The sequence below is a fragment of the Pseudoalteromonas sp. AS84 genome (assembly GCF_038900255.1).
GTDB lineage: Bacteria > Pseudomonadota > Gammaproteobacteria > Enterobacterales > Alteromonadaceae > Pseudoalteromonas.
The window spans coordinates 16,409-40,730 of sequence record NZ_JBBMQY010000006.1; the positions used below are offsets into that span (position 1 = coordinate 16,409).

At 36.3% G+C, this 24,322-nt stretch carries 22 protein-coding genes; 3 read left to right on the forward strand and 19 right to left on the reverse strand.

Translation table 11 applies throughout. From position 1 onward, the window contains the following. Window positions 1-24 precede the first annotated feature (24 nt). The 3 genes from WNY79_RS08225 to WNY79_RS08235 are packed head-to-tail and all read right to left on the reverse strand — an operon-like array spanning window position 25 to window position 3,836. Window positions 25-2,259, reverse strand: coding sequence for a polysaccharide biosynthesis tyrosine autokinase (locus tag WNY79_RS08225; protein WP_342875620.1), 2,235 nt, complete (start codon window positions 2,257-2,259; stop codon window positions 25-27). A 15-nt stretch (window positions 2,260-2,274) separates the two neighbouring features. Continuing rightward, window positions 2,275-2,709, reverse strand: coding sequence for a low molecular weight protein-tyrosine-phosphatase (locus tag WNY79_RS08230; protein ID WP_007582278.1), 435 nt, complete (start codon window positions 2,707-2,709; stop codon window positions 2,275-2,277). A 14-nt stretch (window positions 2,710-2,723) separates the two neighbouring features. Next, window positions 2,724-3,836 (reverse strand): polysaccharide export protein, encoded by a 1,113-nt coding sequence (locus WNY79_RS08235; protein WP_342875621.1) that lies wholly within the window; start codon window positions 3,834-3,836, stop codon window positions 2,724-2,726. Between the two features lie 259 nt (window positions 3,837-4,095). Here WNY79_RS08235 and WNY79_RS08240 point away from each other — a divergent pair, with 259 nt between their 5' ends. Together WNY79_RS08240 and WNY79_RS08245 are read left to right on the forward strand one after the other, a co-directional pair. Then, window positions 4,096-4,299 (forward strand): hypothetical protein, encoded by a 204-nt coding sequence (locus WNY79_RS08240; protein ID WP_342875622.1) that lies wholly within the window; start codon window positions 4,096-4,098, stop codon window positions 4,297-4,299. An 88-nt stretch (window positions 4,300-4,387) separates the two neighbouring features. After that, window positions 4,388-4,537 carry a hypothetical protein gene (locus WNY79_RS08245; RefSeq protein WP_342875623.1) on the forward strand — a complete coding sequence of 50 codons (150 nt, stop codon included), beginning with the start codon at window positions 4,388-4,390 and terminating at the stop codon, window positions 4,535-4,537. A 284-nt stretch (window positions 4,538-4,821) separates the two neighbouring features. On the opposite strand, the gene rfaH is transcribed toward WNY79_RS08245, so the two are convergent. Then, window positions 4,822-5,304, reverse strand: a complete 483-nt coding sequence (gene rfaH / locus WNY79_RS08250) for a transcription/translation regulatory transformer protein RfaH (protein WP_101218015.1) — start codon at window positions 5,302-5,304, stop codon at window positions 4,822-4,824. A 431-nt stretch (window positions 5,305-5,735) separates the two neighbouring features. Between rfaH and WNY79_RS08255 the strand changes: the two genes are divergently transcribed. Beyond that, entirely contained in the window at window positions 5,736-7,109 is a 1,374-nt protein-coding gene (locus tag WNY79_RS08255) for an MBL fold metallo-hydrolase (protein WP_342875624.1), read from the forward strand. Between the two features lie 34 nt (window positions 7,110-7,143). Here the strand turns inward: WNY79_RS08255 and WNY79_RS08260 are convergent, their stop codons facing one another. From WNY79_RS08260 to phbB, 15 genes are all read right to left on the reverse strand, one after another. Continuing rightward, window positions 7,144-8,127: an IS110 family transposase gene (locus tag WNY79_RS08260; RefSeq protein WP_342875625.1), complete on the reverse strand. Its 984-nt coding sequence runs from the start codon at window positions 8,125-8,127 to the stop codon at window positions 7,144-7,146. A gap of 453 nt (window positions 8,128-8,580) precedes the next feature. Continuing rightward, on the reverse strand, window positions 8,581-10,515 hold the full coding sequence (locus tag WNY79_RS08265; RefSeq protein WP_342875626.1) for a nucleoside-diphosphate sugar epimerase/dehydratase: 1,935 nt from the start codon (window positions 10,513-10,515) through the stop codon (window positions 8,581-8,583). 170 nt (window positions 10,516-10,685) lie between these two features. Beyond that, window positions 10,686-11,864 carry a DegT/DnrJ/EryC1/StrS aminotransferase family protein gene (locus WNY79_RS08270; protein ID WP_342875627.1) on the reverse strand — a complete coding sequence of 393 codons (1,179 nt, stop codon included), beginning with the start codon at window positions 11,862-11,864 and terminating at the stop codon, window positions 10,686-10,688. A gap of 27 nt (window positions 11,865-11,891) precedes the next feature. After that, window positions 11,892-12,533: an acetyltransferase gene (locus WNY79_RS08275; RefSeq protein WP_197116381.1), complete on the reverse strand. Its 642-nt coding sequence runs from the start codon at window positions 12,531-12,533 to the stop codon at window positions 11,892-11,894. Then, window positions 12,526-13,122: a sugar transferase gene (locus WNY79_RS08280; protein ID WP_024593736.1), complete on the reverse strand. Its 597-nt coding sequence runs from the start codon at window positions 13,120-13,122 to the stop codon at window positions 12,526-12,528. The genes WNY79_RS08275 and WNY79_RS08280 overlap by 8 nt, the downstream gene beginning before the upstream one ends. Then, on the reverse strand, window positions 13,119-14,249 hold the full coding sequence (locus tag WNY79_RS08285) for a glycosyltransferase family 4 protein (protein WP_342875628.1): 1,131 nt from the start codon (window positions 14,247-14,249) through the stop codon (window positions 13,119-13,121). The genes WNY79_RS08280 and WNY79_RS08285 overlap by 4 nt, the downstream gene beginning before the upstream one ends. A 5-nt stretch (window positions 14,250-14,254) precedes the next feature. Then, window positions 14,255-15,376, reverse strand: coding sequence for a glycosyltransferase (locus tag WNY79_RS08290; protein ID WP_342875629.1), 1,122 nt, complete (start codon window positions 15,374-15,376; stop codon window positions 14,255-14,257). After that, window positions 15,373-16,542 (reverse strand): O-antigen ligase family protein, encoded by a 1,170-nt coding sequence (locus WNY79_RS08295; protein ID WP_342875630.1) that lies wholly within the window; start codon window positions 16,540-16,542, stop codon window positions 15,373-15,375. Before WNY79_RS08295 ends, WNY79_RS08290 begins: the two co-directional genes overlap by 4 nt. A 53-nt stretch (window positions 16,543-16,595) precedes the next feature. Beyond that, a complete protein-coding gene (locus tag WNY79_RS08300) occupies window positions 16,596-17,684 on the reverse strand; it encodes a glycosyltransferase (RefSeq protein WP_197116374.1) in 1,089 nt (362 codons plus the stop codon). Next, a complete protein-coding gene (locus WNY79_RS08305) occupies window positions 17,674-19,176 on the reverse strand; it encodes a hypothetical protein (protein ID WP_342875631.1) in 1,503 nt (500 codons plus the stop codon). The genes WNY79_RS08300 and WNY79_RS08305 overlap by 11 nt, the downstream gene beginning before the upstream one ends. A gap of 35 nt (window positions 19,177-19,211) precedes the next feature. Next, on the reverse strand, window positions 19,212-20,474 hold the full coding sequence (locus WNY79_RS08310; RefSeq protein WP_342875632.1) for a glycosyltransferase family 4 protein: 1,263 nt from the start codon (window positions 20,472-20,474) through the stop codon (window positions 19,212-19,214). Then, entirely contained in the window at window positions 20,475-21,890 is a 1,416-nt protein-coding gene (locus tag WNY79_RS08315; RefSeq protein ID WP_342875633.1) for an oligosaccharide flippase family protein, read from the reverse strand. It abuts the gene before it with no gap. Beyond that, complete coding sequence (gene rffA, locus WNY79_RS08320; RefSeq protein ID WP_342875634.1) at window positions 21,880-23,010, reverse strand: dTDP-4-amino-4,6-dideoxygalactose transaminase; 1,131 nt, start codon at window positions 23,008-23,010, stop codon at window positions 21,880-21,882. The genes WNY79_RS08315 and rffA overlap by 11 nt, the downstream gene beginning before the upstream one ends. Further along, window positions 22,997-23,566, reverse strand: coding sequence for an acyltransferase (locus tag WNY79_RS08325; RefSeq protein WP_342875635.1), 570 nt, complete (start codon window positions 23,564-23,566; stop codon window positions 22,997-22,999). The genes rffA and WNY79_RS08325 overlap by 14 nt, the downstream gene beginning before the upstream one ends. Window positions 23,567-23,574: 8 nt before the next feature. Beyond that, the gene (gene phbB, locus WNY79_RS08330; RefSeq protein WP_342875636.1) at window positions 23,575-24,306 is read right to left on the reverse strand and encodes an acetoacetyl-CoA reductase; all 732 of its coding nucleotides are present in this window, start codon (window positions 24,304-24,306) and stop codon (window positions 23,575-23,577) included. Window positions 24,307-24,322: the final 16 nt, after the last annotated feature.

The window sequence follows — 24,322 nt, forward strand, 5'->3', positions numbered from 1 at the left end:
CTATTAATTATACTTAGTTCAAAGTTATTTGTATTCGTAGTTGTAATATCCATAGTACCCATATGCATTACTTGCTTTTTTCACTACGCCATTAAAAACAAGGCCTTTAATATCTGTACCATTTTGCTCAAAGCGATTTCGGGTCAATTCTATTTCTCGCAGATGATTTTGGCCAAAACGAGCTACCAATAAAGTAGTACCACAATGAGCACTTACAATAGCAGGGTCCGTTACTGCAAGTATTGGAGGGGTGTCGATAATTATAATGTCGTAAGCGGCGCTTACTTCTTCAACTAATTTGCTAAAGTTACTATGCATTAATAGTTCTGAAGGGTTTGGTGGTATTTGCCCGCGCGTAATAACACTTAAGCCTTCAACTTTGGTTGGTTTAGTCACTTGCTCTAGGTTTAAACGGCCCGATAGGTAATCACTCAAGCCATCGTCCCATTTCAAACCAAACTGGGTTTGTAAGTAGCCTTTACGCATATCGGCATCAATAATGAGTACTTTTTTACCACTTTGCGCGAGCACTGAGGCTAAATTAACCGATATAAACGATTTACCTACACTTGGGCTTGGGCCCGATATGGCAATAACATTATTTTTAGCTTCCATCATCGCAAAGTGTAAACTGGTACGTAAGCTACGCAGTGCCTCAATCGCTAGGTCAGCTGGATTATCAAGCGCTAAAATACTTTTAGGCTTATTCGTTTTATTTTTACGGGCTCGCTCAGCAAAGCCAGTTAGTTTATCTTGATAATCTGAGTGCGGTACACTTGCATATACAGGTATACCTATTGCCTCAATTTCACTAGGGTTTTCTACTCCTCGATTGATAGCTTTTTGTATTAAAACAAGTAATACTGAAAAAAGAACTCCAAGGAAAGTAACAATAATAACAACTAAAGTTTTTCTAGGCTTTACTGGTTTAGAATGGTTAACGGCTGCTGAATCTATTACCCTCACATTACCAACAGTTCCTGCACGTACAATATCAAGTTCTTGGCTTTTTCTAAGTAATAATGTGTAAATTTGGTTACTTACTTCAACATCGCGCTTTAAACGTAGTAACTCTTGCTGAGTTTCTGGTAAGTTGCCAACCTCTCCAATCAATTCCTTTTTTTGACTCTCAACCGCCTGTATTTGCTCAACAATACTTTGATATGTTGGATGGTCTTTTTTGAACTTACGGCCAAGCTCTAGGCGTTTCAAATTTAGCTCTTGTAACTTGGTCTCTAGCTTAACAACTTGCTCAAGCACGCCTTGTGTTTCGAGCGTTATGTTTATTGATTGGCGTTTAATTTGATAGTCGTTAAAGCGTTGCTCAGCATATTCAAGCTGTTTTTTAATTTCAGGTAATTGTACTTCTAAAAACTCCAGCGACTTTTGTGCTTCAGCACTGTTACGTTCTACATTACGGCGTACATATATATCAGCAATTTTATTAAGTACTTTTTCAGCATAATTAGGGTTTGTACTCTCTAAACTTAAATTAACTATACCTGAGCTTTTTACTTCCTCTTCTGCGACAAACTCTTTTTGTAGGTTCAAAATAGTATTAAGGCGATCTTTATGGATAATTGTAAACTCTGTACCAGGGCGTGCATTCAAAGTACGAACTGTTAAGCTAAATAAATCATTTTTAAGTTCATCACCAATTTTGCCCTTTAAAACTTGTTCGCCATTATCGTTTAAAAGTGCAAGGCTGTTGTTAGCTTGTGCTACCAATGTGAACTCTTGATTTACTGCACTACGCGGTACATCAAACCTAAATACATTTATACTCTCACCGCCCCATGCATAGCTAACAGCTCCAAAGCTTGGCTCAGCTAAGTCGCCATTTTCCATTGGTGTAAACTTACGATATGCACGGTTACCCAAAAACGGAAATAATTTAGGCTCTGCTGTTATATCAAGCTTTAAAGCATCTACTGCTTCGCCTATTATACTGCGCGACTTTAGTAGCTCAATTTCAGTAACGGCAGCCGATGTACTTTCAAGCATACCACCAACATCATCAAACCCTGGAACTGATGCACTACCAGCCTCAACTTGTATCATGGCAGTTGCTTGGTAAACAGGAGTGCTCAATACTGCATATACAACACCTATGGTCATAAATAATGTAGTTACAGCAACTATAAAATACTTGCGATCGAGTAGTGCACCAAGCAGAGCCATCAAGTCAATTTCTTGGATTTGTTGCGTTGCATTATTACTTTTTTTATTAGTGCTTTTATTATTTGGCTGGGCATTCATTAAATTAGTCATTCCTTATAAATACTTTTGCCAAGCGCTACACGCGCTGTCGATTAATGTATAAACGTGTTCAAAAGCCTCTTGGCTTTGGCGGTAAGGGTCGGGTATTTCGGCGTTGTTAATCCACTTACCGAGTAAGAACGTTTTACCTCGCGCCTCTGGATAACGAGCATGTACGTCGTTTAAATGGCGTTCTTCCATTACGAGTATTACGCTGTTTTGCGCAACTAAGCTTGATGTAAGCTGTTGGCCTTGGTGTGCATCCATATTAACGCCATGTGCCAGTGCTATTTGTTTTGCTTTCGCATCTGCTGGTTTGCCTTCAAGTGCTGTTAGCCCAGCTGACGATACTTTAATATTTTTGCCTTCAAGCTTTTGCTTTAAAACATACTCACCGGTTGGGCTGCGGCAAATGTTACCTGCGCACACGACTAAAACTGAATCAAACATGCTTTTAGTAACCTTTAATTATTAATGTCATTTAAGTTATCAACTGTTGATACCGATGGTAATAATAAACTTATTACACGGTTCCAACGGGCAAGCGGCGCCGACGTAACATATACAATATCGTGCGGTTGTAGTTCAAATTGCTCAGCTAATACCATTGCCGCTATATTTTTAGCATGTAATTGGTATACGTTTGCAATAATACCTGTTTGCTCTAGGTCACTTTTACGCAGTACAAATACGCCATTTGCATCAGCCGAACCTTCACTTAATCCACCAGCATCACTTAATGCTTCAGCCAAGTTTAAACCATAACGGTTAAGCGTTACTGAACCTGCTTTGTTTACACTACCGAGTACAAATATTTTTTGTGCATCGTTACGATTTACATGCACTATGTCGCCATGTTGCAATAAACGATTTTGCGAAATGTCGCCATGGGCATAAAAGTCATCAAGTTTAATAACTTCTGTTTTGTCGCCACGGGTAAATGTTACTGTGCGCCAATCGGCTGCATCAGTTAAACCGCCTGCTTGGTTTAAGGCATCAATAAGGGTAAGTGGAATTTCGGTTACTGGGTATACACCAGGCTTGTTTACTTCACCGGTAACGTAGGTTTTTTGGCTTCTAAAGCCAACTACTTTTACGTCCACTTGCGGGTCTTCTATTACTCGGCTTAGGCGTTTTACAAGTTCGTTACGTACTTGGCTTATTGTTTTACCTGCAGCGGGTATATTTGGTGCGTAGGCATAAGTAATGGTGCCATCTCGCTGTACTCTAAAGCCGTCAAATTCTGCGGTACGCTGTACTGCTGCCGGTATTGTTAGCTCTGGGTGATCCCATACGCCTATGGTTAGTACGTCGCCAACACCTAGTTTGTATTCGTAGTTACTTACGTTTAAACCATCGGTGCTTGAAATTGGTTTAGCTGCTATACGCGCTTGATTTTGTTTATTTATTAGTAGCGAGTCGATTATTTGAATGTTTACTTTTTCGAGATCTTGTTCGAGGTTTTGTGTTTGCTCGCCTGAGTCTATACCTTCAAAGTGACTGCCTGGTACTATTGTACAGCCGGTCATGCTTAGTATTGCGAGTATTGATGCGAGTGATTTACAGCTTAACGCCATTGTAGAATCCCAAAATTATTTTAAATATTGCACTTACTCACCAACCTTGGTGAGCACTTGTATTTTAGCCGACTAATTAAAGCATGTGCACTATTGTGAAGCAATAGCCTTTGCTTTGTAAAAGCTTTGTTACTAAGTTTTTAATTAGCACTGAAATTATATCAGTATTTTCATAAGGCCTTTATGAATAAATTTAATTGATAGCCGTTTTCAGTAAAACACTTAACGCATTCATCGCCAATTGTACAAAGAGAAGTGAATGAGAAGCCATTTAAACAAGTGCTTTAGGCTGTTTACTTCTCTAAAGCGCAGTGCGCTCGACCTCTTTGTGAATAACCCTTATTACGAGCTTTGCTCGTCACGCCAGCAAGCTGTGCGTCTACAAAGTAACTTAACCACGGTGTTAAACTTTGCCGCTGGGCTTTCACTTAAAAGCACAGCGCCCTCGACCTCTTCAGATTAACCACTTAAAGCTTTATTGCACAAAGAGAAGCGAATGAGAAGCCATTTAAACAAGTGCTTTATGGCTGTTTACTTCTCTAAAGCGCAGTGTGCTCGACCTCTTTGTGAATAATCCTTATTACGAGCTTTGCTCGTCACGCCAGCAAGCTGAGCGTCTACAAGTGAACTTAACCACGGTGTTAAACTTTGCCGTTGGGCTTTCACTTAAAAGCACAGCGCCCTCGACCTCTTCAGATTAACCACTTAAAGCTTTATTGCACAAAGAGAAGCGAATGAGGAGTAAATGAGAAGCCATTTAAATAAGTACTTTATGAGTTTACTTCTCTAAAGCTCAGCTCGTCACGCCAGCAAGCTGCGCGTCTACAAGTGAACTTAACCACGGTGTTTTAAGTGCTTCAGGCACGCTTCCGCCCTTAGGTTACAGTTCCTAGTTACTGATAGAACACTATTTTTCGTGGCATGAAGCTGCTACGTTTTAATTCACGCGGCATAAAGCCGCTGCTACGTTTTTAGTTATTAGTTATTATTGCTTAATATCTTTATTATCTACACTTACTTCAATTTTTTGATTAAGTAAGTTAATTAGTAAAATACTGCGCAAGTCGCCGTCTGGCTCTTTGTATATTGCTTGTATATTACTAAATGAATCGTTATTCACACTTACTACATCACCTGTTTTTGGTATTTTTGATTCTATAGTATGTGCACGTTCATTTTTTAACTGGTCAATTATGTGCTTAGAAACCAACTGATAACTTGCCCCATAAGAAACAAAACCACCTATTCCACGGGTATTTTTTACAGCAGAAAAGTTACCATTTTTTGATTCAAGGCATACAAATAAATAATTAGGGAATAAAGCGGTGTGTTTGACGGTCCGACGACCTTTAACCAACCTTTCGGTAGTTAATTGGGGGTAAAACGCTTCAATCCCTTGATTTTGCAAGTTAGTTTTAGCTCGCTCTTCTTGCTTAGGTTTGCATACGACTAAATACCAACATTCCATAGTAGCCCTTAATACATAACTAAATTGCAAAAAATACAATTCCAAACTAAACAACGGCGGCATTATAGCCAACATAGAGTACCTATGTAAATAAGCCTTAGCGGTTAATAGCCACTCACTTTAACAAATATTGTTATTGAGTTTAAAGGGAGTAAAGGCTTTAACGCTAGTTTAGTACCCATAAAGCCATGTTTAGATTAGGCTAAACAAAAGTTTAGCCGCGAAAATTTATTAAAAACTTTAATTAATATTTTTTAATAAATATATAAGTAAGAGCGCGAAGTAAATTCGCACCTACAGGTTGGTGTATGTTTGTAGGTGATATGTTGTAAGTGAAGTATTAATTTAGCCCAAGCGTTAGAACCTTGAATAATTATGGCTTTACTTCTACCTTAAAATTCAATGTAACAAATTGATGACAAGGAAGCACAATGCAAATACTTCACCACGGAGCAGTTAATGGCGTTACTGGTTCGTGCCACGAGCTGGTAGTTAACGAGCAAACAAGTGTGCTTATTGATTGCGGGTTATTTCAAGGCGAAGACTCTAAAGTCGACCTTTCAATTGAGTTTAATATTACCCATGTTACTGCCCTTATTGTTACTCATTGCCATATTGACCATGTTGGCCGAATTCCTTACTTATTAGCAGCCGGTTTTAAAGGCCCTATTTTTACAAGTATTGCATCGGCCAGTTTATTACCGTTAGTAATTGAAGATGCTTTAAAAGTGGGTGTAACCCGCGACCCTAAAATTATAGCTGCCTGCTTAAGCTTATTGAATAAACGAATAGTAGCTGTTGACTATAAAACGTGGTTTGAACTACCTTGCAAAGGGCTCAATAAAGCTAAAGCGCGGTTTCAGCGTGCAGGCCATATATTAGGTTCTGCCTACGTTGAAATTGATATTACAAATAGCAATAACAACAAACATCGCGTTGTATTTTCGGGAGACTTAGGCGCGCCCTATACCCCGCTACTCCCTTCGCCTAAGCCGCCCTATAAAGCCGATACTCTAGTTATTGAATCAACCTACGGTGATAAAAATCATCAAGGCCGTAAAGAGCGCACTCAAACGCTAAAAAGCATTATTGAACGCGCTGTTAGCGATAATGGCGTGGTGTTAGTGCCAGCTTTTAGTATTGGCCGTACACAAGAGCTACTATATGAGCTGGAGCAACTCATACATAGCTCATCTAAAAAGTCTAAGTGGCAAGACATTCACGTAATACTCGACTCCCCTATGGCAGCCAATTTTACTGAGCAATACAAAAAGTTTAAGCACCTATGGGATAGCGAGGCCAAACGCAAAGTTGCAAACGGTAGGCACCCGCTCGATTTTAAAAACCTAACTACGGTTGATTCACACAAAGAGCACATAGCTATTATTAACTATTTAAGTTCGCGGCAAACACCAGCAATAATATTAGCGGCAAGCGGTATGTGTACTGGTGGGCGAATAGTTAATTATCTTGAGCGATTTTTAAGTGACAAAACCACCGATGTATTGTTTGTAGGTTACCAAGGTAACAAAACGTTAGGCCGCGAAATTCAAAAATATGGCCCGCGTAATGGATATGTTTTTATAAATGATGCTCGTATTACTATAAACGCAAAAGTACATACAATTAGCGGGTACAGCGCCCATGCCGATCAAAACGGATTAATTAAGTTTGTAACGGGTATGTATAAAAAGCCAAGCCATATAAAAATTGTGCATGGCGATGATGATGCAAAAAACGCGTTAGCCGCAAAGTACAAAGAGGTTTTAGGTAATGATGTTGAAGTTGAGATAGGTAGATCGTAGATACCATCTCTCATTTTAAGCTTCAAGGTCGTATTTAACTTTCTTGAAGCTTAAACGCTTCTTGGTTTTTTATTACGCCAAAACATATATGAATTAACTTTCGCATATTTGCACACACAGCTTGCATCGGTGTTTTACCATTATTTATTAACGTTAACTTGTGTCTCTTTATTGTTTTATTCCATTGCCCTGCAACAATGGCCGCCATATAAAGTTTGCATCGAATTCTGGCTGGCCCAAGTTTACTGATTGACGTTCGCCCTTTTAATTTACCCGATTCATTATGCCGTGGAATTAATCCGCAATAAGCTGCCGCTTCTTTGGCTTTATTAAATTTTTTAGCCGCAAACAAATACGTCAGCTCTCTCGATAATACGGGTCCAATGCCAGGGATAGACTCAAGTAGTTTTCTGTTTCTTTTTAAATCAGGTTCATTATCTATGTGGTTATCAATGTCAGATTTAAGCTGTTTAATTTCATCGTCTAAAAACGCGATAGTCACTTTTATCGATTGGCAAACACGTGCTGAAACGTTACTGAATTCACTTGCTTCTAATCGGTTAGCTTCTCGTTGTCGGTTACTCTCAAGCGCATCTAAACGACGGATAAGGGCTTTAAGCTCTCTAATCTCTAATGCTTCAGGTTGCCAATAATTAACGACTGCGTGCTTAGCACAGCCATAATGAGCAAGCATCGTTGCATCAGATTTGTCTGTTTTGTGAATTATGTTTAAAGCGTCTGCATACTTTTTTGCTTTACCTGGATTCGCTAAAATAATTTTAAAGCCTTGCTCGTGTAAAAAATACATCAGTGCTTCATGATAAACACCCGTTGGTTCGAGAGTGATAACGAGCTCATTAGCAGCGCTTTTTGTTGTATTTAAAAGCCATTTTTCTATTGCTAAAAAGTCTTGATGCTTGTTTTTAAAGACTTTTGTTTTAATCTTGTTTGTAAGCTGGTCTCTCAACCACGATAAATCAATTTTCTCTTTACTAATATCAATGCCGATAAACATCATCTCTACTTACTCCCCTTGTACATACAGCATCTACTTAAATAAAAGCGTGCTTGGATACCATTCAGTTTGTGAGAATAGAAAGTCAGGGCTTTATCTACGGCGCAGTATTAAATACTAGGCGTAAAGGCAAGCTCACTGACTTCGATGTGATAAATGATAGCTAATCATTTATCAATGAGAGATACAAGGCGTGAAGCTTGCTCACGCAAATTAATAAATGCGTAAAAGCTGCGCTTTTAGTGCGCCAGTAAGCAAGGCGCCTGCATGACCACATACGCCGAGGGTAAAAATCCACGTATGCGTGAAGCTTGTTATCGCAATTTAATAAATACGTAAAAGCTGCGTTTTTAAAGCGCCAGCAAGCAAGGCGCCTACTGGTCACATACACCGAGGGGGAAATCCACGCAGGCATGTCATTCCCTACAAAGATCAAACTATTGCAATCTATTCGCTTTAGGAGCCACTTACGTTTGGTAAAATTGTAACGTTAGTCTGCTTATTAAATTTTTGCTTCCAATTCAAATCACAAATACCATCAGTGGGTGAAAAAGCGGTAGGTGCTGTTAAAAATAACCTACGTATTTCTTGATGATCAGACTCGTCACATGCAATTTTAAGTTTATCTAAAAACGGATCGAGCTCAGACCAAGGCATTTTAACTTCTTGTGCACTTAGGATTCTTGGGTGGTCTGTTCCAATAACGTTATCTCCGATGAGTAGCTCTTCAAAGAGTTTTTCACCTGGGCGTAATCCTGTGCACTTAATTTCTATATCGCCATTTGGGCGTTTTGCATGTTTAACTTCAAGCCCTGATAGGTGAACCATTTTAGTCGCTAAATCTTTAATTTTAACAGGCTCTCCCATATCAAGTACAAACACGTCACTACCCACTCCCATTGCACCCGCTTGAATAACCAACTGGGCAGCTTCTGGTATTGTCATAAAGTAACGCGTTATATCTTGATGAGTAAGTGTTATTGGGCCGCCTGCTTTAATTTGTTTTCTGAACAGAGGCACAACAGAACCAGACGATCCTAAAACATTACCGAATCTGACCATAGTAAACCGTGTTGTGTCTTGGATTTCAGATAGCCCTTGCAGTACTAATTCAGCCATGCGCTTAGTTGTGCCCATTATATTTGTTGGACGTACTGCTTTGTCAGTGGAAACCAATACAAACGTTTCTACATTTGTATAAATTGCAGCGGTTGCTACATTGTAGGTGCCATAAACATTGTTACGCACGCCTTCAACTACATTATGCTCAACTAAAGGTACATGTTTATATGCGGCAGCATGATAGACAGTTTGAATATTGAAGGTAGAAAATGTAGATTCAACAAGTTTTTTATTTTGAATTGAACCTAATATTGGTAGTACTTCTATATTTAAATTATTGGTATCACAGTACTCCGACAACTCTTTTTCTATAGCATATAAAGCAAACTCAGACAGCTCAAATAACACTATTTTAGTCGGGCTGTTCTTAATTATTTGTCTACAAAGTTCTGAACCTATAGAGCCGCCAGCACCGGTTACCATTACAGCTTTGTTGGCTATATTTGCCGACATTAAATCTTGTCGTGGTTGGACTGAATCGCGGCCCAACAGATCTTCTATTTCAACATCTTTGATTTCATCAAGATTCGTTGTCCCTGCAACAATATCGGCCATGCCGGGAACTGTCATAACTTGTAGTTTAAACTTTTCTATTGCGTTAAGGACTTCTTTTCGACGACTTCGAGATGTACTTGGTAGTGCCAACAATATTTTATTTGCACATTTTTGCTTTGCAATTTCAGCAATTTGCGACGGTGCATGTACACAAATACCTTGGATTAACGATAAATGCTTTTTAGGGTCGTCGTCTATAAAAGCGACTGGTGAATATTCTGGCCCGTTTGCTAAGGCGGTGGCTAATTGACGACCAGCAGAACCAGCCCCATATATAATTACACCTTCTTTACGGCGCATAGTTATTTGACCAACTACAGCTCGTACCGTTAGCCTTGCACCACCAACAAATAAAATACAAAAGCTGGCATAAATAAACGGTACTGTTCTTGGTACTGGCGCACTAAGAAAAAAAGATAAAACAGTTAAATAAACAGTCGAAAGAACAACACCCGCAATAATTGCCCACATAGCCTGGGTATTCATATAACGCAATACAGCTCTGTAAAGCCCAAGTTTTACGAAGCTTAATAAACTCAAAGGTAATACTGCTGCCAATAGTACCCATGTGTGTGTGTTTTTTAAAACGGCTGTACTGTCTAGCCTGAGTAAAAAAGCCAGCCAAAAAGCGACTATTATAAATACGCTATCGATGAAGAGAGAAATAATTCTTTTTTGAGGACGAGGTAAATTAACTAAAAATTTTAAAGGCACAATACATTTCCCTGAAGCTAGCAGTGATACTACTATTCTATTGATTACAATTTTACTACAAGATGAACAACCATTGCACTTAATAGTTAAAGACTATATGTAAATATTTATATAGTCTTTATGTATTTGGTTGTTTTTTGTAAGTAAACGTTATCGTTAGGTATATGTTTTTATTTTAAAGAAGCTAAAACAAGCACTTCGTTGATTATTTGAGCTGTTTTACCTATTTCGCTTTCAGTCAAAGTTGGATGCACTAAAAACATAATTGACGTTTCTCCTAACTGTACGGCATTAGGTAAACGTTTTTTAGGTCTCCATGGGGTATCATCAAATGCTTTTTCAAGATAAACCTCTGAACAACTGCCTTGAAAACACGGTACACCACGTTCCACAATTTCGTTTACTATACGATCTCGATTCCAATCATTAGCCAAATATTCGGGGTTTATAAACATGTAATGTTTATATTGAGCATGTTCGATGTGTTTTGGTACGTTAACTAATCTTACGCAATCAAAGCTATCTGCGGCATTATCGAGCAATGCACCATAAGCTTGACGTTTTGCGGTCCATTTAGCCATACGCTTTAGCTGAATACGCCCTATAGCAGCTTGCATTTCGGTCATACGCCAATTTGTGCCAAAACTTTCATGCAGCCATCTAAAACCTGGTGGGTGCTCTCTATTATAAATAGCATCAAAGCTTTTCCCGTGGTCTTTATAGCTCCACATGGCTGACCATAGCTCTTTTGAGTTAGTTGTTACCATTCCTCCTTCGCCACCAGTAGTCATTACTTTATCTTGGCAAAAACTCCATGCACCTATGTGACCAATACTTCCAACAGAACGACCTTTATATTTAGCACCATGGGCTTGTGCACAGTCTTCAATTACATAAAATCCATGTTCTTTACTGAGCGCCATTATTTCATCCATTTCAGCTGGCATACCCGCTAAATGAACAACAATAACTGCTTTAGTTTTTGGCGTTAATACTGCTTTTATAGATTCGGCGGTTATAGCTTGGCTATTTAGATCAACATCCGCAAATACAGGGGCCGCACCAGATGTAACAATACTTGAAGCAGATGCTAAAAAAGTACGCGGAGTAGTTATTACTTCATCACCAGCGCCTATATTTAATGCTTTTAAAGCAAGATCAAGTGCTAATGTGCCATTACCTAGCGCTATGGCATATCCACTATCAGCCCAGCTTGCAAATTCTTTTTCAAATTCACGGCCTTCAGTGCCGGTCCAATAATTTACTTTGTTAGATAAAATAACGCGGCTAACTGCATCGGCTTCTTCTTGTGTAAAGCTAGGCCATGGGGAAAATGGGGTATTTAACATGCAATTCCTATAAAATTTAAAAAAGGCTTAACTATTATCTGAAACTTTAGTGCAAGGAGAGCCATATGCAATTACACCAGATGGTATATCTTTGACAACTAAACTACCTGCACCAATTAATGTATTGTCGCCAATATTAATAAGTTGTTTTACTTTACTTCCAATACCTACCCAGCTACTTCGTCCGACGCAAACTCCGCCAGCTAATGCTGTACCTGGACAAATATGCGTAAAGTCATCTATTTTGCAATCATGCTCAATTATAGCTGAAGTATTAATTATACATCCACGGCCTATTACTGCAAAAGCGTTAATAACAGCATTAGCAGCTATGACAGACCCTAAATCTATTTGAGCATATTTACTTATAACCGCACTTGGGTGTATTAGGATTGGAAGTGTATAGCCATTTTTGGCTAGCGTTTTTATTTTTACTTCTCGAGTATTATTGTGACCTATAGCAACAGCAACATTTATGTTGGTGCTAGGTACATTAAGTAAATCTGAAAATGTACCTATAACAGGCCAATGCTCTATATTTTTTTTATTAGGATAGGCATCGTCATAAAAGCTAACACTAAAACCTAGTTGCTCAGCAATATCAGCTATTATTTTACCGTGGCCGCTAGCCCCTAAAATAGCCAACGTTTTTACAGCTGGCTTAGTCATTGTTAGAGCCTTTAAAAGGCTCAATAGTTACGTGCCCATCAGCACTGATGCCCTCTCTTATAAAAACTTTTTTTACCGTTAACAGTAATATTTTCATATCGAGGAGGAAGCTTTGATTTTCTACATACCATACGTCGAGCTTAAACTTTTCATCCCAGCCAATCGCATTACGCCCGTTAACTTGTGCCCAACCTGTTATACCAGGTCTTACATTGTGGCGTTTAGCTTGTTCTGAGTTATACAGCGGTAAATATTGTACTAATAATGGCCGAGGCCCAACTAAGCTCATATCGCCTTTAAGAACATTAAACAAACCAGGTAGCTCGTCTAAACTAGTTGAGCGTAAAAAAGCGCCAAACTTAGTCATTCTTTCGTTATCTGGAAGCAAGTTACCGTGCTTATCTTTGGCATCGAGCATGCTTCTAAACTTCATCATTTTAAATACTTTACCGTGTAAACCAGGGCGGTTTTGCGTAAATAAAATAGGTGAACCTAATTTAGTACGGATTAATATCGCTACAATAACAATAATGGGTAACAACATAGCAAAGGCACTCAGTGCCACTATAAAATCAAATAAACGTTTCATGGTTTAACCAACTGTAAATAAAAGTTTTCTAGCTTTTTTAGATAAGTATTTCTTTCGAATCTTTCTACAATTCTTGTTCTTGCATTGCAAGCCATCAAACTAAGTGAGGATGTAGTAGCATTTTGCATTGCTTTAGCTAAACTATCTTCATTTTTAGGTTTCACTAACCACCCATTAAAATTAGGAGTTATTATCTCATTACAACCATTAATATCTGTTGCTATAACAGGTAATGACATAGCACCGGCTTGTAAAACAACATTAGGAAACCCTTCTCGATAACTCGAAAGAACCACTACATCGCTGGCTATTAATGCTGGACGTATATCTGACTGAAAACCTAACATATGAATTCTAGGATGGTTTTCAATTATAGTCATAATATCAGGCTGTATAGGTGCTGTATGATCAATATCACCAACCAGTAGTAAGTGATTTTTTTCTGTTTGCAATATAAAAGCATTAACTAGCTCTTTTATTCCTTTATCTATATTTAAGCGCCCTACAAATGTAAAAATAAAATGCTCAGTGGGAATAGATAATTCACTTTTTAGGTTAGTACTAATACCATCGTTATTTTTGTTAAAATACCCAACATCAATGCCTGCTATGTTGCCATTACCAATTAAGTTTAGCTGTTTGGATGTAATTTTATAACTTAATAGATCGCGTTTAACACCTTCTCCCTCTGGTACTATATGAGTAGCTGATTTACAAATAAGTCTATCTATAAAAATTAATAAGCTTTTTTTAAAACCCGTTTGAGTAGGGAAAATAAGACCCGTAAACGTATGTATTTTAATTGGTACAAAACATAGTCTTGCAGCTAGCATGGCGATCAATCCAGCTTTTGGGGTATACGAATGCACTATATCTGGTTTGTGAATTAGAAATAATTTGATCATAAAAAATAGTGAAATAATATCTCTAAATACATTTATACCTCGGCTCATTAGCACTGGATATACTGAAACACCTTCATTTTTAGCTACTCGCTCTAAAGCCGGTGCAGGAGAGCTTACAATAGATACATCAAATGTATTATTTAAAAATTTAGGCTGATTTTTTAAAATAGTGTCTAGAGTTTCAGGTACAGTCGTGACTATAAATAATGTCTTTTTGTTCATAAGGCTTAAGAGTTCCAGATCTCATTATATTTACTTACCATGGTTTCTATCTTGAAGTTATTTTCTATTCGCTCTCGCGCTTTAAGCTGCCTTGCTTCCCATGCATCTTTTGAATGGGCTTTCATATTTATAGCTTCAACTATTTTACTTGCTAAATCTTGAGAATTTTGCGGTTTAGCCACCCATCCAGTATCACCAACAATATGTGCAGCATCACCTACATCTGTGGTAACGCATGGAGTACCACACGCCATAGCCTCATTTAATACATTCGGGAACGCTTCACTAGAACTTGACAGAAGGTGTATATCAAGCCCATTCATTACTTTTGGTATATCACTTCTTTTTCCTGCCAAAATAACATTATCGAGTACGTTATTTTGTTGTAACCATCCCATTAGTTGCTGGTTACTGTCACACATATCTAGACCAACTAATAAACATGAAAAATTAATTTTCTGCTGCTTTACTAAACCTAAAGCTTTTATTAAATTTTCGTGATCTTTAAACGGATGGAAACGACTTACCATGCCTATAAAAACAGTGTTACTTGAAATACTAAACTCTTTTTTAATTTGTTCTTTAGCATTATTATCGGCTTTAAAATCGTTAAGGTCATAACCATTGTAAACCACGTTAAGTTTTGCTTCACAATAGCCAATCCCTTTATTAGCTTCTGCAGCTTTATCAGCACAACAAATAATTTTTTTAGGAATGATGTAACTTAAATAGCCACATAATTTCGCAACCAGTATGGTGGACTTTTTAGCAGCACCTGGTGTTAAATTAGACTGATGCAATCCCCATGTTATATTTTTTATACCCGCACAACGAGCCACTAGGCCACCAAGAAGGTCTGCATGATACATCCATGTTTGTACTGCATCAGGCTTAATGCTTTTAATCAGTTTATATAGCTTTAATAGGCCGCTGAATGTAAAGCGTCCTAATGGCATATCCAATGAATACGCAGTAACACCTTGTTGCTGCAATAACGGACCATATTTAGATAAGCCCATTAGTGAAATAACTGTATGGCTATTTTTTGAATCGGTTGTGCATAAGCGATATAAAACAGCTTCAGCACCACCGTCAGCTAACCCTGTAATAATGTGCACAACCTTCATGTATCTGTCCTATTTGTTTTTTTATATAACCAACTATCATAATGCATATAAGCCAGCATCATCCATATACCAGGTATATAATAATGATCCATGCCTATATATTGAAAAAATAAAGAAAAGAAAGCTATAAAGTAAACAGGTTTAATCAATGCAGCCTTTATATGGTAGAAGTAAAATAATAAGAAAAATAAAACCCCAAGTAAGCCCGCCTCTATGTATAGCTGCATATAGAGATTAAATAGTCCCGTCTCAGAATAGTTATAATAAAAAGTAGGCCCCAAGCCAATCAAAGGACTATTACCCACATATTTTATACTCTCTAGCAACGCTGTTAGCCTCACACTATCCGACGTTCCAGAACCTGATAGCATATTAAATAATTTAGAAAACAATGGGAATTTTGTTAATAAACCAAATAAAGAAGCAGGAATAATAATCAGTAACAATAAATTTATTTTGTAAATGGCACGTCGGTTAATACAAGATTTATAGAGATTATACACTAAAACTGCTGCAGCAATACCAAAAGCAGCTGAAGTAGAAAAAGTCCAAAATAAAATATACACCACGAGTAATCTAGCCCTTAAACCAATATCCCAAATAAATACAGAACAAGAAACCACAAAAAGAGCTAAGTGACTTGGCTCATTAAATAATGATCGCATACGAGGAAATAGCCCACCATAAACCCCAACGTTTCCTCCATGGTTTAAAAAATTTTCATATTCACTAAAGCCATAAATAAAAAACATTAGTATCTCTACAGTACCAACAAGTGCAATTACAGCCAAACCAAAGTATATAATCTTTTGTATGCAAGCTTTTCCTAAAAAATTTAAGGCTAAATAAAAACAAAAGTAATAAAAAAAGAAAGTTATCATATAGAAAATAATATGATTAAACCCTCTTCCATCCAAATTAGTAAAGTTATATATATAAGAAGTCATATAAATGATAAGAAAGACAGCAAAAGCTAAAAATGGGTAAATCGATATGGTTAACCTTCGCTCTGTTCTCCTTAAAATAATAAAGTATAAAAACAAAAATATAGAGCCAAATAAGAATGACCATGTAATTCCAGGCACCGGAAACTGAGGAACATCATAAAAAGGGATTGAACTGATAAAAAGCACAGCAGCAAAACTAACCAATGATTTTTTTTTCATTTATGCAACCAAAATAAAATTGTGTGAAATTTATTATCAGATAAAAAACGAACTTAAATTTCAAGCCATTTTTTTATAATACAGTTAGTTGAATAAACTTTTGAGGTTATGTGGACATCATAAGGTTTCATTTCAACTTGCAATAATAAATCAATTTTTTCAATCAATGATGTACTACTCATATAATCTGCTATGAAGCCGTTGCAGCCACTTTTAATTATCTCACTAGGGCCACTCTTACAATTTACAGCAACAACAGGAGTACCTAGTGTGATGGATTCAATTAAAACATTCGGAAAGCCTTCGTAAAGAGATGTTAAAATAGTTGCCTTTGCATATAAATAATAAGGTATCACATTGCCTTGAAAACCTTCAAAGTCGATCCTTTCAGAAACATTCAAACTGATAGCTAGACTCTTAAGTGAGGGTTCTAAACTCCCTTGACCAATTATTTTAAGACGTAAACCCGGGTATTTATAAGCAACTCCAGCAAAAGCTTCAATAGCATAATGAAATGCTTTTTGCTTTTCTAAACGACCGACGCAAAGTAAATAATTTTGCTTTTCTACTTTAGTAAAATCAACATTTCGAGCATAGTTCTCAATCGTTTTGTTTACAGGATTATATATAACACTCGTTTTATTCTTTAATTCTGGAAATACTGATAATAAATCAGTTCTCATGCCTTCACACTGATTAACAATATGGTCAGATTTCTTATAAATTCTCATTAATAAAAAAGAAAAAACAGAAGTTCGAAAGCTTTTTTCAACATTTTTTGAATTTTCAGAAAGTGAGTTTATATTCCTACTTATAATTTTTACATTAACTCTCATAAAAAGCTTAATAAGTAACAATATAAGACTAAGTTCATAATTAAAAACAACTACTTTAGTTGGTTTATGTGTTTTTAAATAATTATATATAGGTAAAGTAGAACTGCGAGCATTTGGTAAGTCTAATACAACTAAGTTGACTTTTTTACTTAATCGAGCGAGATAAGCAGCATCTTTCAATGTAAGTATTACAAGTGTTACATCACAACCTGCTTCAGCTAAACCACTTGCGACAGTAACACACACACCCTCAGCACCACCACCTGCGAGTGATGATATAAAGAAAGTAATTTTTTTATTTTTCATTCAAGTATTTACTCTTATTCTTCCACATTGACAGTAAATATAATCGATATATTAATACACAAGAAAACTCAGAGTACTTCCCTTTACTGTCAACAGTTTTCCTCAGCCTATGGATTATTTTTTCTACTTCATCACGCTCCCACAAAGTGCAATCGTAAATTTCTTTCGTAACTAAGTCCCAGTTATTCAATACAATAGAGATTGTATCGTATGACCACCCCATTTTTCCAATTTCATCGGAGTCGAGGTTCATTCGCTCTTTTAAAATATCTCTTAAAATCATTTTGTTTTTAAAGGTTTTTCTATCAAACAGATGATTTTCAGTTACTTTTGAAAAATATTTAGCAACACGTTTCGTTGCAAAAGGAAGGACTATATTTGCGTTTAAATAAGTAGAAAAATTAAACAACTTCCTCATCATTTTTTCGCTAATTACACGCGTAGAGTAAATATCAGATTTAAAATAAAATAAATCCCATTTCCTTCTTTTTTTAGATTCTGCGCTCCAGTACGGATAAACAGAAATACCCTCTGGATATATTTTATTACTATCTTTCAAAGAAAATCCAGATGAGCCAAACCACTCAGAAGGTGTTCGTAGTGGAACATTTAAATGACTTTCAGATTCAATAAAATTTCTTAAAAAAGAAAACTTAGATGTAAACTGCAAAATATTAATAAATAACCTATCTTTTGGCGATGGAGGACTTATCATATGACTATCATTACCATCTCCAAAGATAATGTTTGCGTTCACTAACTCTGGAATTTGCATGCTATACAATGGATAAGCTAAGCAAAGATTATCTACACATGGGAACGGAGATTCTTTAAAGTATTTTTTAATAAATACTAAGTGCTCTTCTTTTAGTTCATCTATTTCGTGTAATACTTGATGCGAAAATCCTAGCTGCTTTGCTATTTTCTCACTAATGATACTCTCGTCTAAATTCCCTTTAGAGCGATGAGTCACAAGCGTTATATTGTCTTTTATACCAGCTTCAGATAAGGCTAAAACAATACTATTACTATCTTTCCCTGCACTATGGAATAAGTATGTTTTTTTATTGGGATCAATTCTTTTAACTGTTTCTTCGACCAATAAGTTTAATATATCTTCATGCTTAGGTTCAGATATTGCCTCTTTACCTTCCCTTTTATCACTCATAAATGGGAAGTTATGCTCAAATTTCATTACAATTTCATTGTTGTTGGTTTGTACTTTTACAGAGTCGCCAATACCAAGAATAAATATGTTTTCATAGGCCGTTAAAGGTGGAGGAACAACTCCACTTTGCAATAAAAAAGAAAGCCCTTCATTCGATACTTTTAATGGCTTCTCAACTCTTTCATCATTAAGTAGCTGAGTAATTAATTCAGAATATAAAAGTACTTTTTTATCTTTAGATAGATATATATAGAGAGGGAATTCACCTGCCAAATCAGAATCTAACTTTATAGCAGGTTCATTAAGAGTATATTTTTTTATCATTTAGTTAGCTCTTTTATAATCGATAATACATTGATTTAGTTTGGTTTAAAGTCTTCAAATTGAGTTAACTTAGGATGCCTTTTATTAAAACGCATACTAACTCTGTCTAATATTCTTGAAAATTCATAAATCCAGCGGTTATATTTTAATTTTTTAGCCGGCATAGTTATATATTTCAATTCATCCATTGATTTTTGACAAGACTCATTAGTAAAACTATCAATGCACTCTAAATGACTAGATATTAGGGCTTTTCTTTGCTGAGTATTCATATTGATATAATCTTCAATAATTGTCTCAACCGATATCATTTCTAAATCCAATCCCTTTAGATTGTATTCATATTGGTTAACATCGCTAAAATACCCATATGTTTCAGCTTCTATAACATTTTCAACGCCTACAATACTTGGCAAACCTAATGCTGCAGCTTGGATTATAGCAGTACCACTACCTATGAATAAATTATAATTACTCACTGTTTCATCAAACTTTAGATAGTCTAATGTCCCTTTTAAATGAATAGATTCACTCAATCCAGCCTTATTTATCTCATCAGCTATTTGTGCTTTTAAAGGGCCATCACCATAAATGTCAAATTGAACATTAAACCCTTTCGTTTTTAAATTTTTTAAGACCTTAATCATATAAAAATTATATGTTTTAAAATCAACTAGTCGTCCTATTGCTACGATTTTTATTGGTAAGTTTACTTCACCTGAAACTTTAATATCTTTTTTATCGATAACACCTAGTCTAAAAGTATTTGCATCAGTCAATTTTTTACGCTTATGTTTTATATATAATTGGCGATTGCCTTCAGAGAAAAAAAGTAGCGATTTTTCGGGTAAAAAATCAAATATAAATTTGCGATTAACTTTCTCATGCCAAGCAACATTATCACCGCCCCACAAAAACTTTATGTAATGATAAAAACCAACTGTAACAATTATATTTTTATTTAACATATTTGATAAGCGATATCCCACTAGTGCATGCATTCCATCGCTTGCATGTATCTGATCTACATTTTCTAAAATGCGCTCTAATGCTCTTTTTTTCACGGGCACGAGTAGGGGTAATCTGCGTGTGAATTTTCCTAAATTTAAAAATATATCATCAGGAAATAATACGTTTGCATACTTTTTCATTTCGTTTAATAATTCAGGGTTACTTTCGTGTGGTAATGACAAGAGAAGAATGGTTGTATGCAACCCTAACCTGTGACGCTCTTTAGCCATTCGCATAAAAAACGTTTCAATACCACCTACTGGTAAAGCACCATAAATAAATAACATTCAAACCCTTTCCATTAAATAGTTTTTTAAATAAAAATATGTTTCTGCTAACCTTTTAGAAAATAGAACGCTGCTCAAAATTAGTAGGAAAACCCAAATCCACATTAGCGCCGGTTCATTTGCTTTTGTAATGACCATAATGCATGTAGCAGCGACATAACCAATCATCAATACATAAATTTTAACTCTTGGTATGGCCTTCCATATATGCGCGCTAGATTCTGTCTTTACTGTAAAAAAAATAAAAAATGCAAAGATTGAAGCTAATGCAGCTCCAGAAGCCCCATAATGAGGTATTAGTAGATAATTTAGAATTGCATTAACTGCAAATGCTATAAAAGACGCTAACATAGAAAAGTTAGTTCTGCGGGTTATACCAATCCCTACTCCTGTCACCTCGCTTAATAAGTAAAATAAAGGCATAGCTACGCACGCTACTATTAAATATTCTATAGCGGAGTATTCCTGAGGTAAAAATATAGGAATAATGAAAGATAATAAACCAAATAAAGACCAAATCAGCACAACAAATAACACCATATTTTCTATAACACACTCGATTTTACTTGTCTCAGAGCCCTCTTTGACCCAGCGATAAAGAAGGGGGTGCCATATGCTAGAAAAAATAGATGTAACAACCGATACAACTCCAGCAAGAGCTGCTGCCAATGAATAAATACCGAGTTCCTCGAAGCCTGACAAGCTTCTAAGGAAGAACCTATCCATTGTACTCACCCCCCAGTAAGCAATGCCCCCAGCTACCAGCGGTAAGCTAAATGTTAGCATTCCCTTTAATAATACGGTGTCAATTCGCTTCGTAAAAGCTGCAATCCAAGATTTTCGGGTTAGCCAAGCAAATATAATTAATGAAAACGATATCGCTAACGTATTCATCAACATAAGCGTATAAAATTCAGCTTTTAAGCCAAAAAGCATTATTAAGCTTATTAATATAAGTAAAAATAACTTAGGAGCAATCTGCGTTATAGAAAATGCTAAACCACGTTCTTGCATACGAATTACGTGTGCTAAGAAGTTAATAAAAAAACTAGCTAACAATCCCACAAATAACAAAACCGTTAACGAATTTGAATTTATCCCGAATAATAATTTAGAAATAGAGTAAGGCTGTAATAAGGCTATCAATGCAACAATAGTAATTAGGACTAAACCGGGAAGAATACTTAATTTTAATAAAGCTTCCTTATCAGTCTTTTCATGATATTCACGAACATAAGCTTGATGCATTGATAAACTAAATAAGGATACAGCTAACCCTAAAACCACTTGCAGCATAGTCAAACGGCCGACATCTTCAACTGTAAAAAACCAAGCGACAAACGGCAGGGTTATAAACCCAAGAAGTGCTGCACCAATTGGGCCTAAAGCAAATTGTAAAATTATTTTAGCTTTCAAGGAAGAAATCCAAAGACGCTTTTATTACCTTGTCTTGATTTTCTGTAGTCATTCCATAATACAGCGGCAAACGTACTAGCCTTGAACTCTCTTGCGTTGTATAAGTATCTTTGCCTGAAAACTCGCCAAACTGCTTTCCTGCAGGGCTTGAGTGTAGTGGAATATAATGAAAAGGTGTCGTAATATCCTGCGTTTTCATATAACTAATAAATTCATTTCGCTCTTCATTTGAGCTCAATTTTATATAAAACATATGCGCGTTATGCGTTAATGAATCCGGAATATGAGGTAGCTGTCCAGCCTTTAGTTTTAGGCTGAGTTTATTATAATAACGTTCCCATATTGATAAACGGAAATTATTTATCGTGTCTGCGGCTTCAAGTTGAGCATATAAATACGCAGCTTGTAACTCGCTTGGTAAAAAGCTCGAGCCTATGTCTTGCCATGTGTATTTATCGACAATACCATGTAGGAATTGGCTACGGTTTGTTCCTTTCTCACGTATAATCTCAGCTCGTTCAACTAGCTTAGGGTCATTAATTAAAATAGCCCCACCTTCACCACCCGATGAGTAGTTTTTAGTTTCATGAAAGCTATAACAACCTATATGACCAAGAGTTCCTAGTGCTTTACCTTTATAGGTAGACATTACGCCTTGTGCTGCATCTTCCACTACCCACAAGTCATGTTTTTCTGCGATAACGAGTATTGTATCCATTTCACAAGCTACACCTGCGTAATGTACTGGCACTATTGCTTTTGTTTTAGCCGTAATAGCAGCTTCAATGAGTGTTTCATCAATATTCATTGTGTCCGGACGAGCGTCAACAAATATAATTTTTGCACCACGTAATACAAACGCATTCGCTGTAGATACAAATGTGTATGAGGGCATTATAACTTCATCACCAGGCTGAATATCAATCAGAATAGCGGCTAGCTCTAACGATGCTGTACATGAGGGAGTTAGTAATGCTTTTGTTGTGTTGAAGCTGTCTTCAAACCATTTTTCGCACTTTTTAGAGAAGTAACCATCGCCGCATAACTTGTCTGATGCAATCGCTTGCTCGATATACGCTAATTCTGTACCTACTTTAGGAGAAATATTAAAAGGAACCATTGCTATCTCTTAAAAATTCAATTTCTAGTTCAAGTAAATTTTTCTTTCTTTCTTTTACACGCTTTGCTGGATTTCCAACGTAAATCCCCCAAGGCTCAGTAGTTTTGTTAACTAGAGACAAGGCACCTACAGAGCAGCCCTCTGTAAGCTTTACTCCTGGAAAAACAATTGATCCAGCACCGACAATTACATGCTTAGCTAAATGCACATGTTTTTTCGTCTCTTTTTTATATTTAGTCGGTATTGTAGGGTTTGTTAAAGTTCGACCAGAGTAATCATCCGACTGACTAAACACTTGTACTTGATAAGCTAAACCTGAAAAGTCATCCATTTGAATACCTTTCTCACCGCCAGCAACTAGACAAAATGGTGCTATATGGACATATTGACCTATTTTTACATTACCTGAAATAACACAAAAATCATCAATTCGGCTGTTATTACCAATCTCAATTTGATCTGGGTTATATATTGCAGCTTTGTCGCTAATTTTGACATTCTTACCAAGCGCTTTAAAGCCAACACTTTGTAATTCAATATCTGTTAAATATGCCATTTTTATAATTACCCTATGAATAAACCGCCATTTACAGGAATATTCGCACCTGTAATGTATGAGCAACAATCACTCGCAAGAAATGAAGCTACATTAGCAATTTCTTTTGGCTCAGCCAGTCGCCCTAGTGGAATGTTGTCTTTTATGCCTTGCAATATATCAACTCTAATATTCTTCATCATTTCGGTGTTTGTATAACCCGGAGATATTGTATTAACTAAAATATTACTTCTAGCGCCTTCTTGCGCTAATGCCATTGTAAATCCATGGACACCAGCCTTCGAAGACGAATAATTTACTTGACCTGCCTGACCCTTTTGACCATTAACAGATGAAATGTTAATTATTTTTCCACCGCCGTTCTCTTTCATTATTTTATATATTGGTTGTGTAATATAAAATAATGAATTTAGATTAGTATCGATTACACTTTTCCAACTTTCCAATGACATTTTATGGAAAAAACTATCACTTGTAATACCTGCATTATTTACAAGTAAATGAACTGAACCTTCAAGCTCACTAATTTTAGCAATCACCTCTTCAACAGCTAATAAACTTGTGACGTCGCACTTAAATAAACGACAATCATTTGACAGAGAATTAACCCAAGAATCATTAGCTTCTTGGTTATCAGCCCTTGATATACCTACAATAAAAAAACCATCTTGGCTTAGCTTCTGGGATATAGCTAAGCCAATACCTCTTGTAGCACCAGTTACTACGGCTATTTTTTTCATAACTAACTCACTTTAT

Excerpts from the sequence above, each read along its gene's own strand:
- rfaH (WP_101218015.1), bottom strand. The coding sequence starts at position 5,304 with ATGGAATGTTGGTATTTAGTCGTATGCAAACCTAAGCAAGAAGAGCGA.
- WNY79_RS08290 (WP_342875629.1), bottom strand. The coding sequence starts at position 15,376 with ATGAAGGTTGTGCACATTATTACAGGGTTAGCTGACGGTGGTGCTGAA.
- WNY79_RS08235 (WP_342875621.1), bottom strand. The coding sequence starts at position 3,836 with ATGGCGTTAAGCTGTAAATCACTCGCATCAATACTCGCAATACTAAGC.
- WNY79_RS08305 (WP_342875631.1), bottom strand. The coding sequence starts at position 19,176 with ATGATAAAAAAATATACTCTTAATGAACCTGCTATAAAGTTAGATTCT.
- WNY79_RS08240 (WP_342875622.1), top strand. The coding sequence starts at position 4,096 with ATGAGAAGCCATTTAAACAAGTGCTTTAGGCTGTTTACTTCTCTAAAG.
- WNY79_RS08285 (WP_342875628.1), bottom strand. The coding sequence starts at position 14,249 with ATGAACAAAAAGACATTATTTATAGTCACGACTGTACCTGAAACTCTA.
- WNY79_RS08310 (WP_342875632.1), bottom strand. The coding sequence starts at position 20,474 with ATGTTATTTATTTATGGTGCTTTACCAGTAGGTGGTATTGAAACGTTT.
- WNY79_RS08275 (WP_197116381.1), bottom strand. The coding sequence starts at position 12,533 with ATGACTAAGCCAGCTGTAAAAACGTTGGCTATTTTAGGGGCTAGCGGC.
- WNY79_RS08300 (WP_197116374.1), bottom strand. The coding sequence starts at position 17,684 with ATGAAAAATAAAAAAATTACTTTCTTTATATCATCACTCGCAGGTGGT.
- WNY79_RS08230 (WP_007582278.1), bottom strand. The coding sequence starts at position 2,709 with ATGTTTGATTCAGTTTTAGTCGTGTGCGCAGGTAACATTTGCCGCAGC.
- WNY79_RS08260 (WP_342875625.1), bottom strand. The coding sequence starts at position 8,127 with ATGATGTTTATCGGCATTGATATTAGTAAAGAGAAAATTGATTTATCG.
- phbB (WP_342875636.1), bottom strand. The coding sequence starts at position 24,306 with ATGAAAAAAATAGCCGTAGTAACTGGTGCTACAAGAGGTATTGGCTTA.
- WNY79_RS08270 (WP_342875627.1), bottom strand. The coding sequence starts at position 11,864 with ATGTTAAATACCCCATTTTCCCCATGGCCTAGCTTTACACAAGAAGAA.
- WNY79_RS08325 (WP_342875635.1), bottom strand. The coding sequence starts at position 23,566 with ATGGCATATTTAACAGATATTGAATTACAAAGTGTTGGCTTTAAAGCG.
- WNY79_RS08295 (WP_342875630.1), bottom strand. The coding sequence starts at position 16,542 with ATGAAAAAAAAATCATTGGTTAGTTTTGCTGCTGTGCTTTTTATCAGT.
- WNY79_RS08255 (WP_342875624.1), top strand. The coding sequence starts at position 5,736 with ATGCAAATACTTCACCACGGAGCAGTTAATGGCGTTACTGGTTCGTGC.
- rffA (WP_342875634.1), bottom strand. The coding sequence starts at position 23,010 with ATGGTTCCTTTTAATATTTCTCCTAAAGTAGGTACAGAATTAGCGTAT.
- WNY79_RS08225 (WP_342875620.1), bottom strand. The coding sequence starts at position 2,259 with ATGAATGCCCAGCCAAATAATAAAAGCACTAATAAAAAAAGTAATAAT.
- WNY79_RS08280 (WP_024593736.1), bottom strand. The coding sequence starts at position 13,122 with ATGAAACGTTTATTTGATTTTATAGTGGCACTGAGTGCCTTTGCTATG.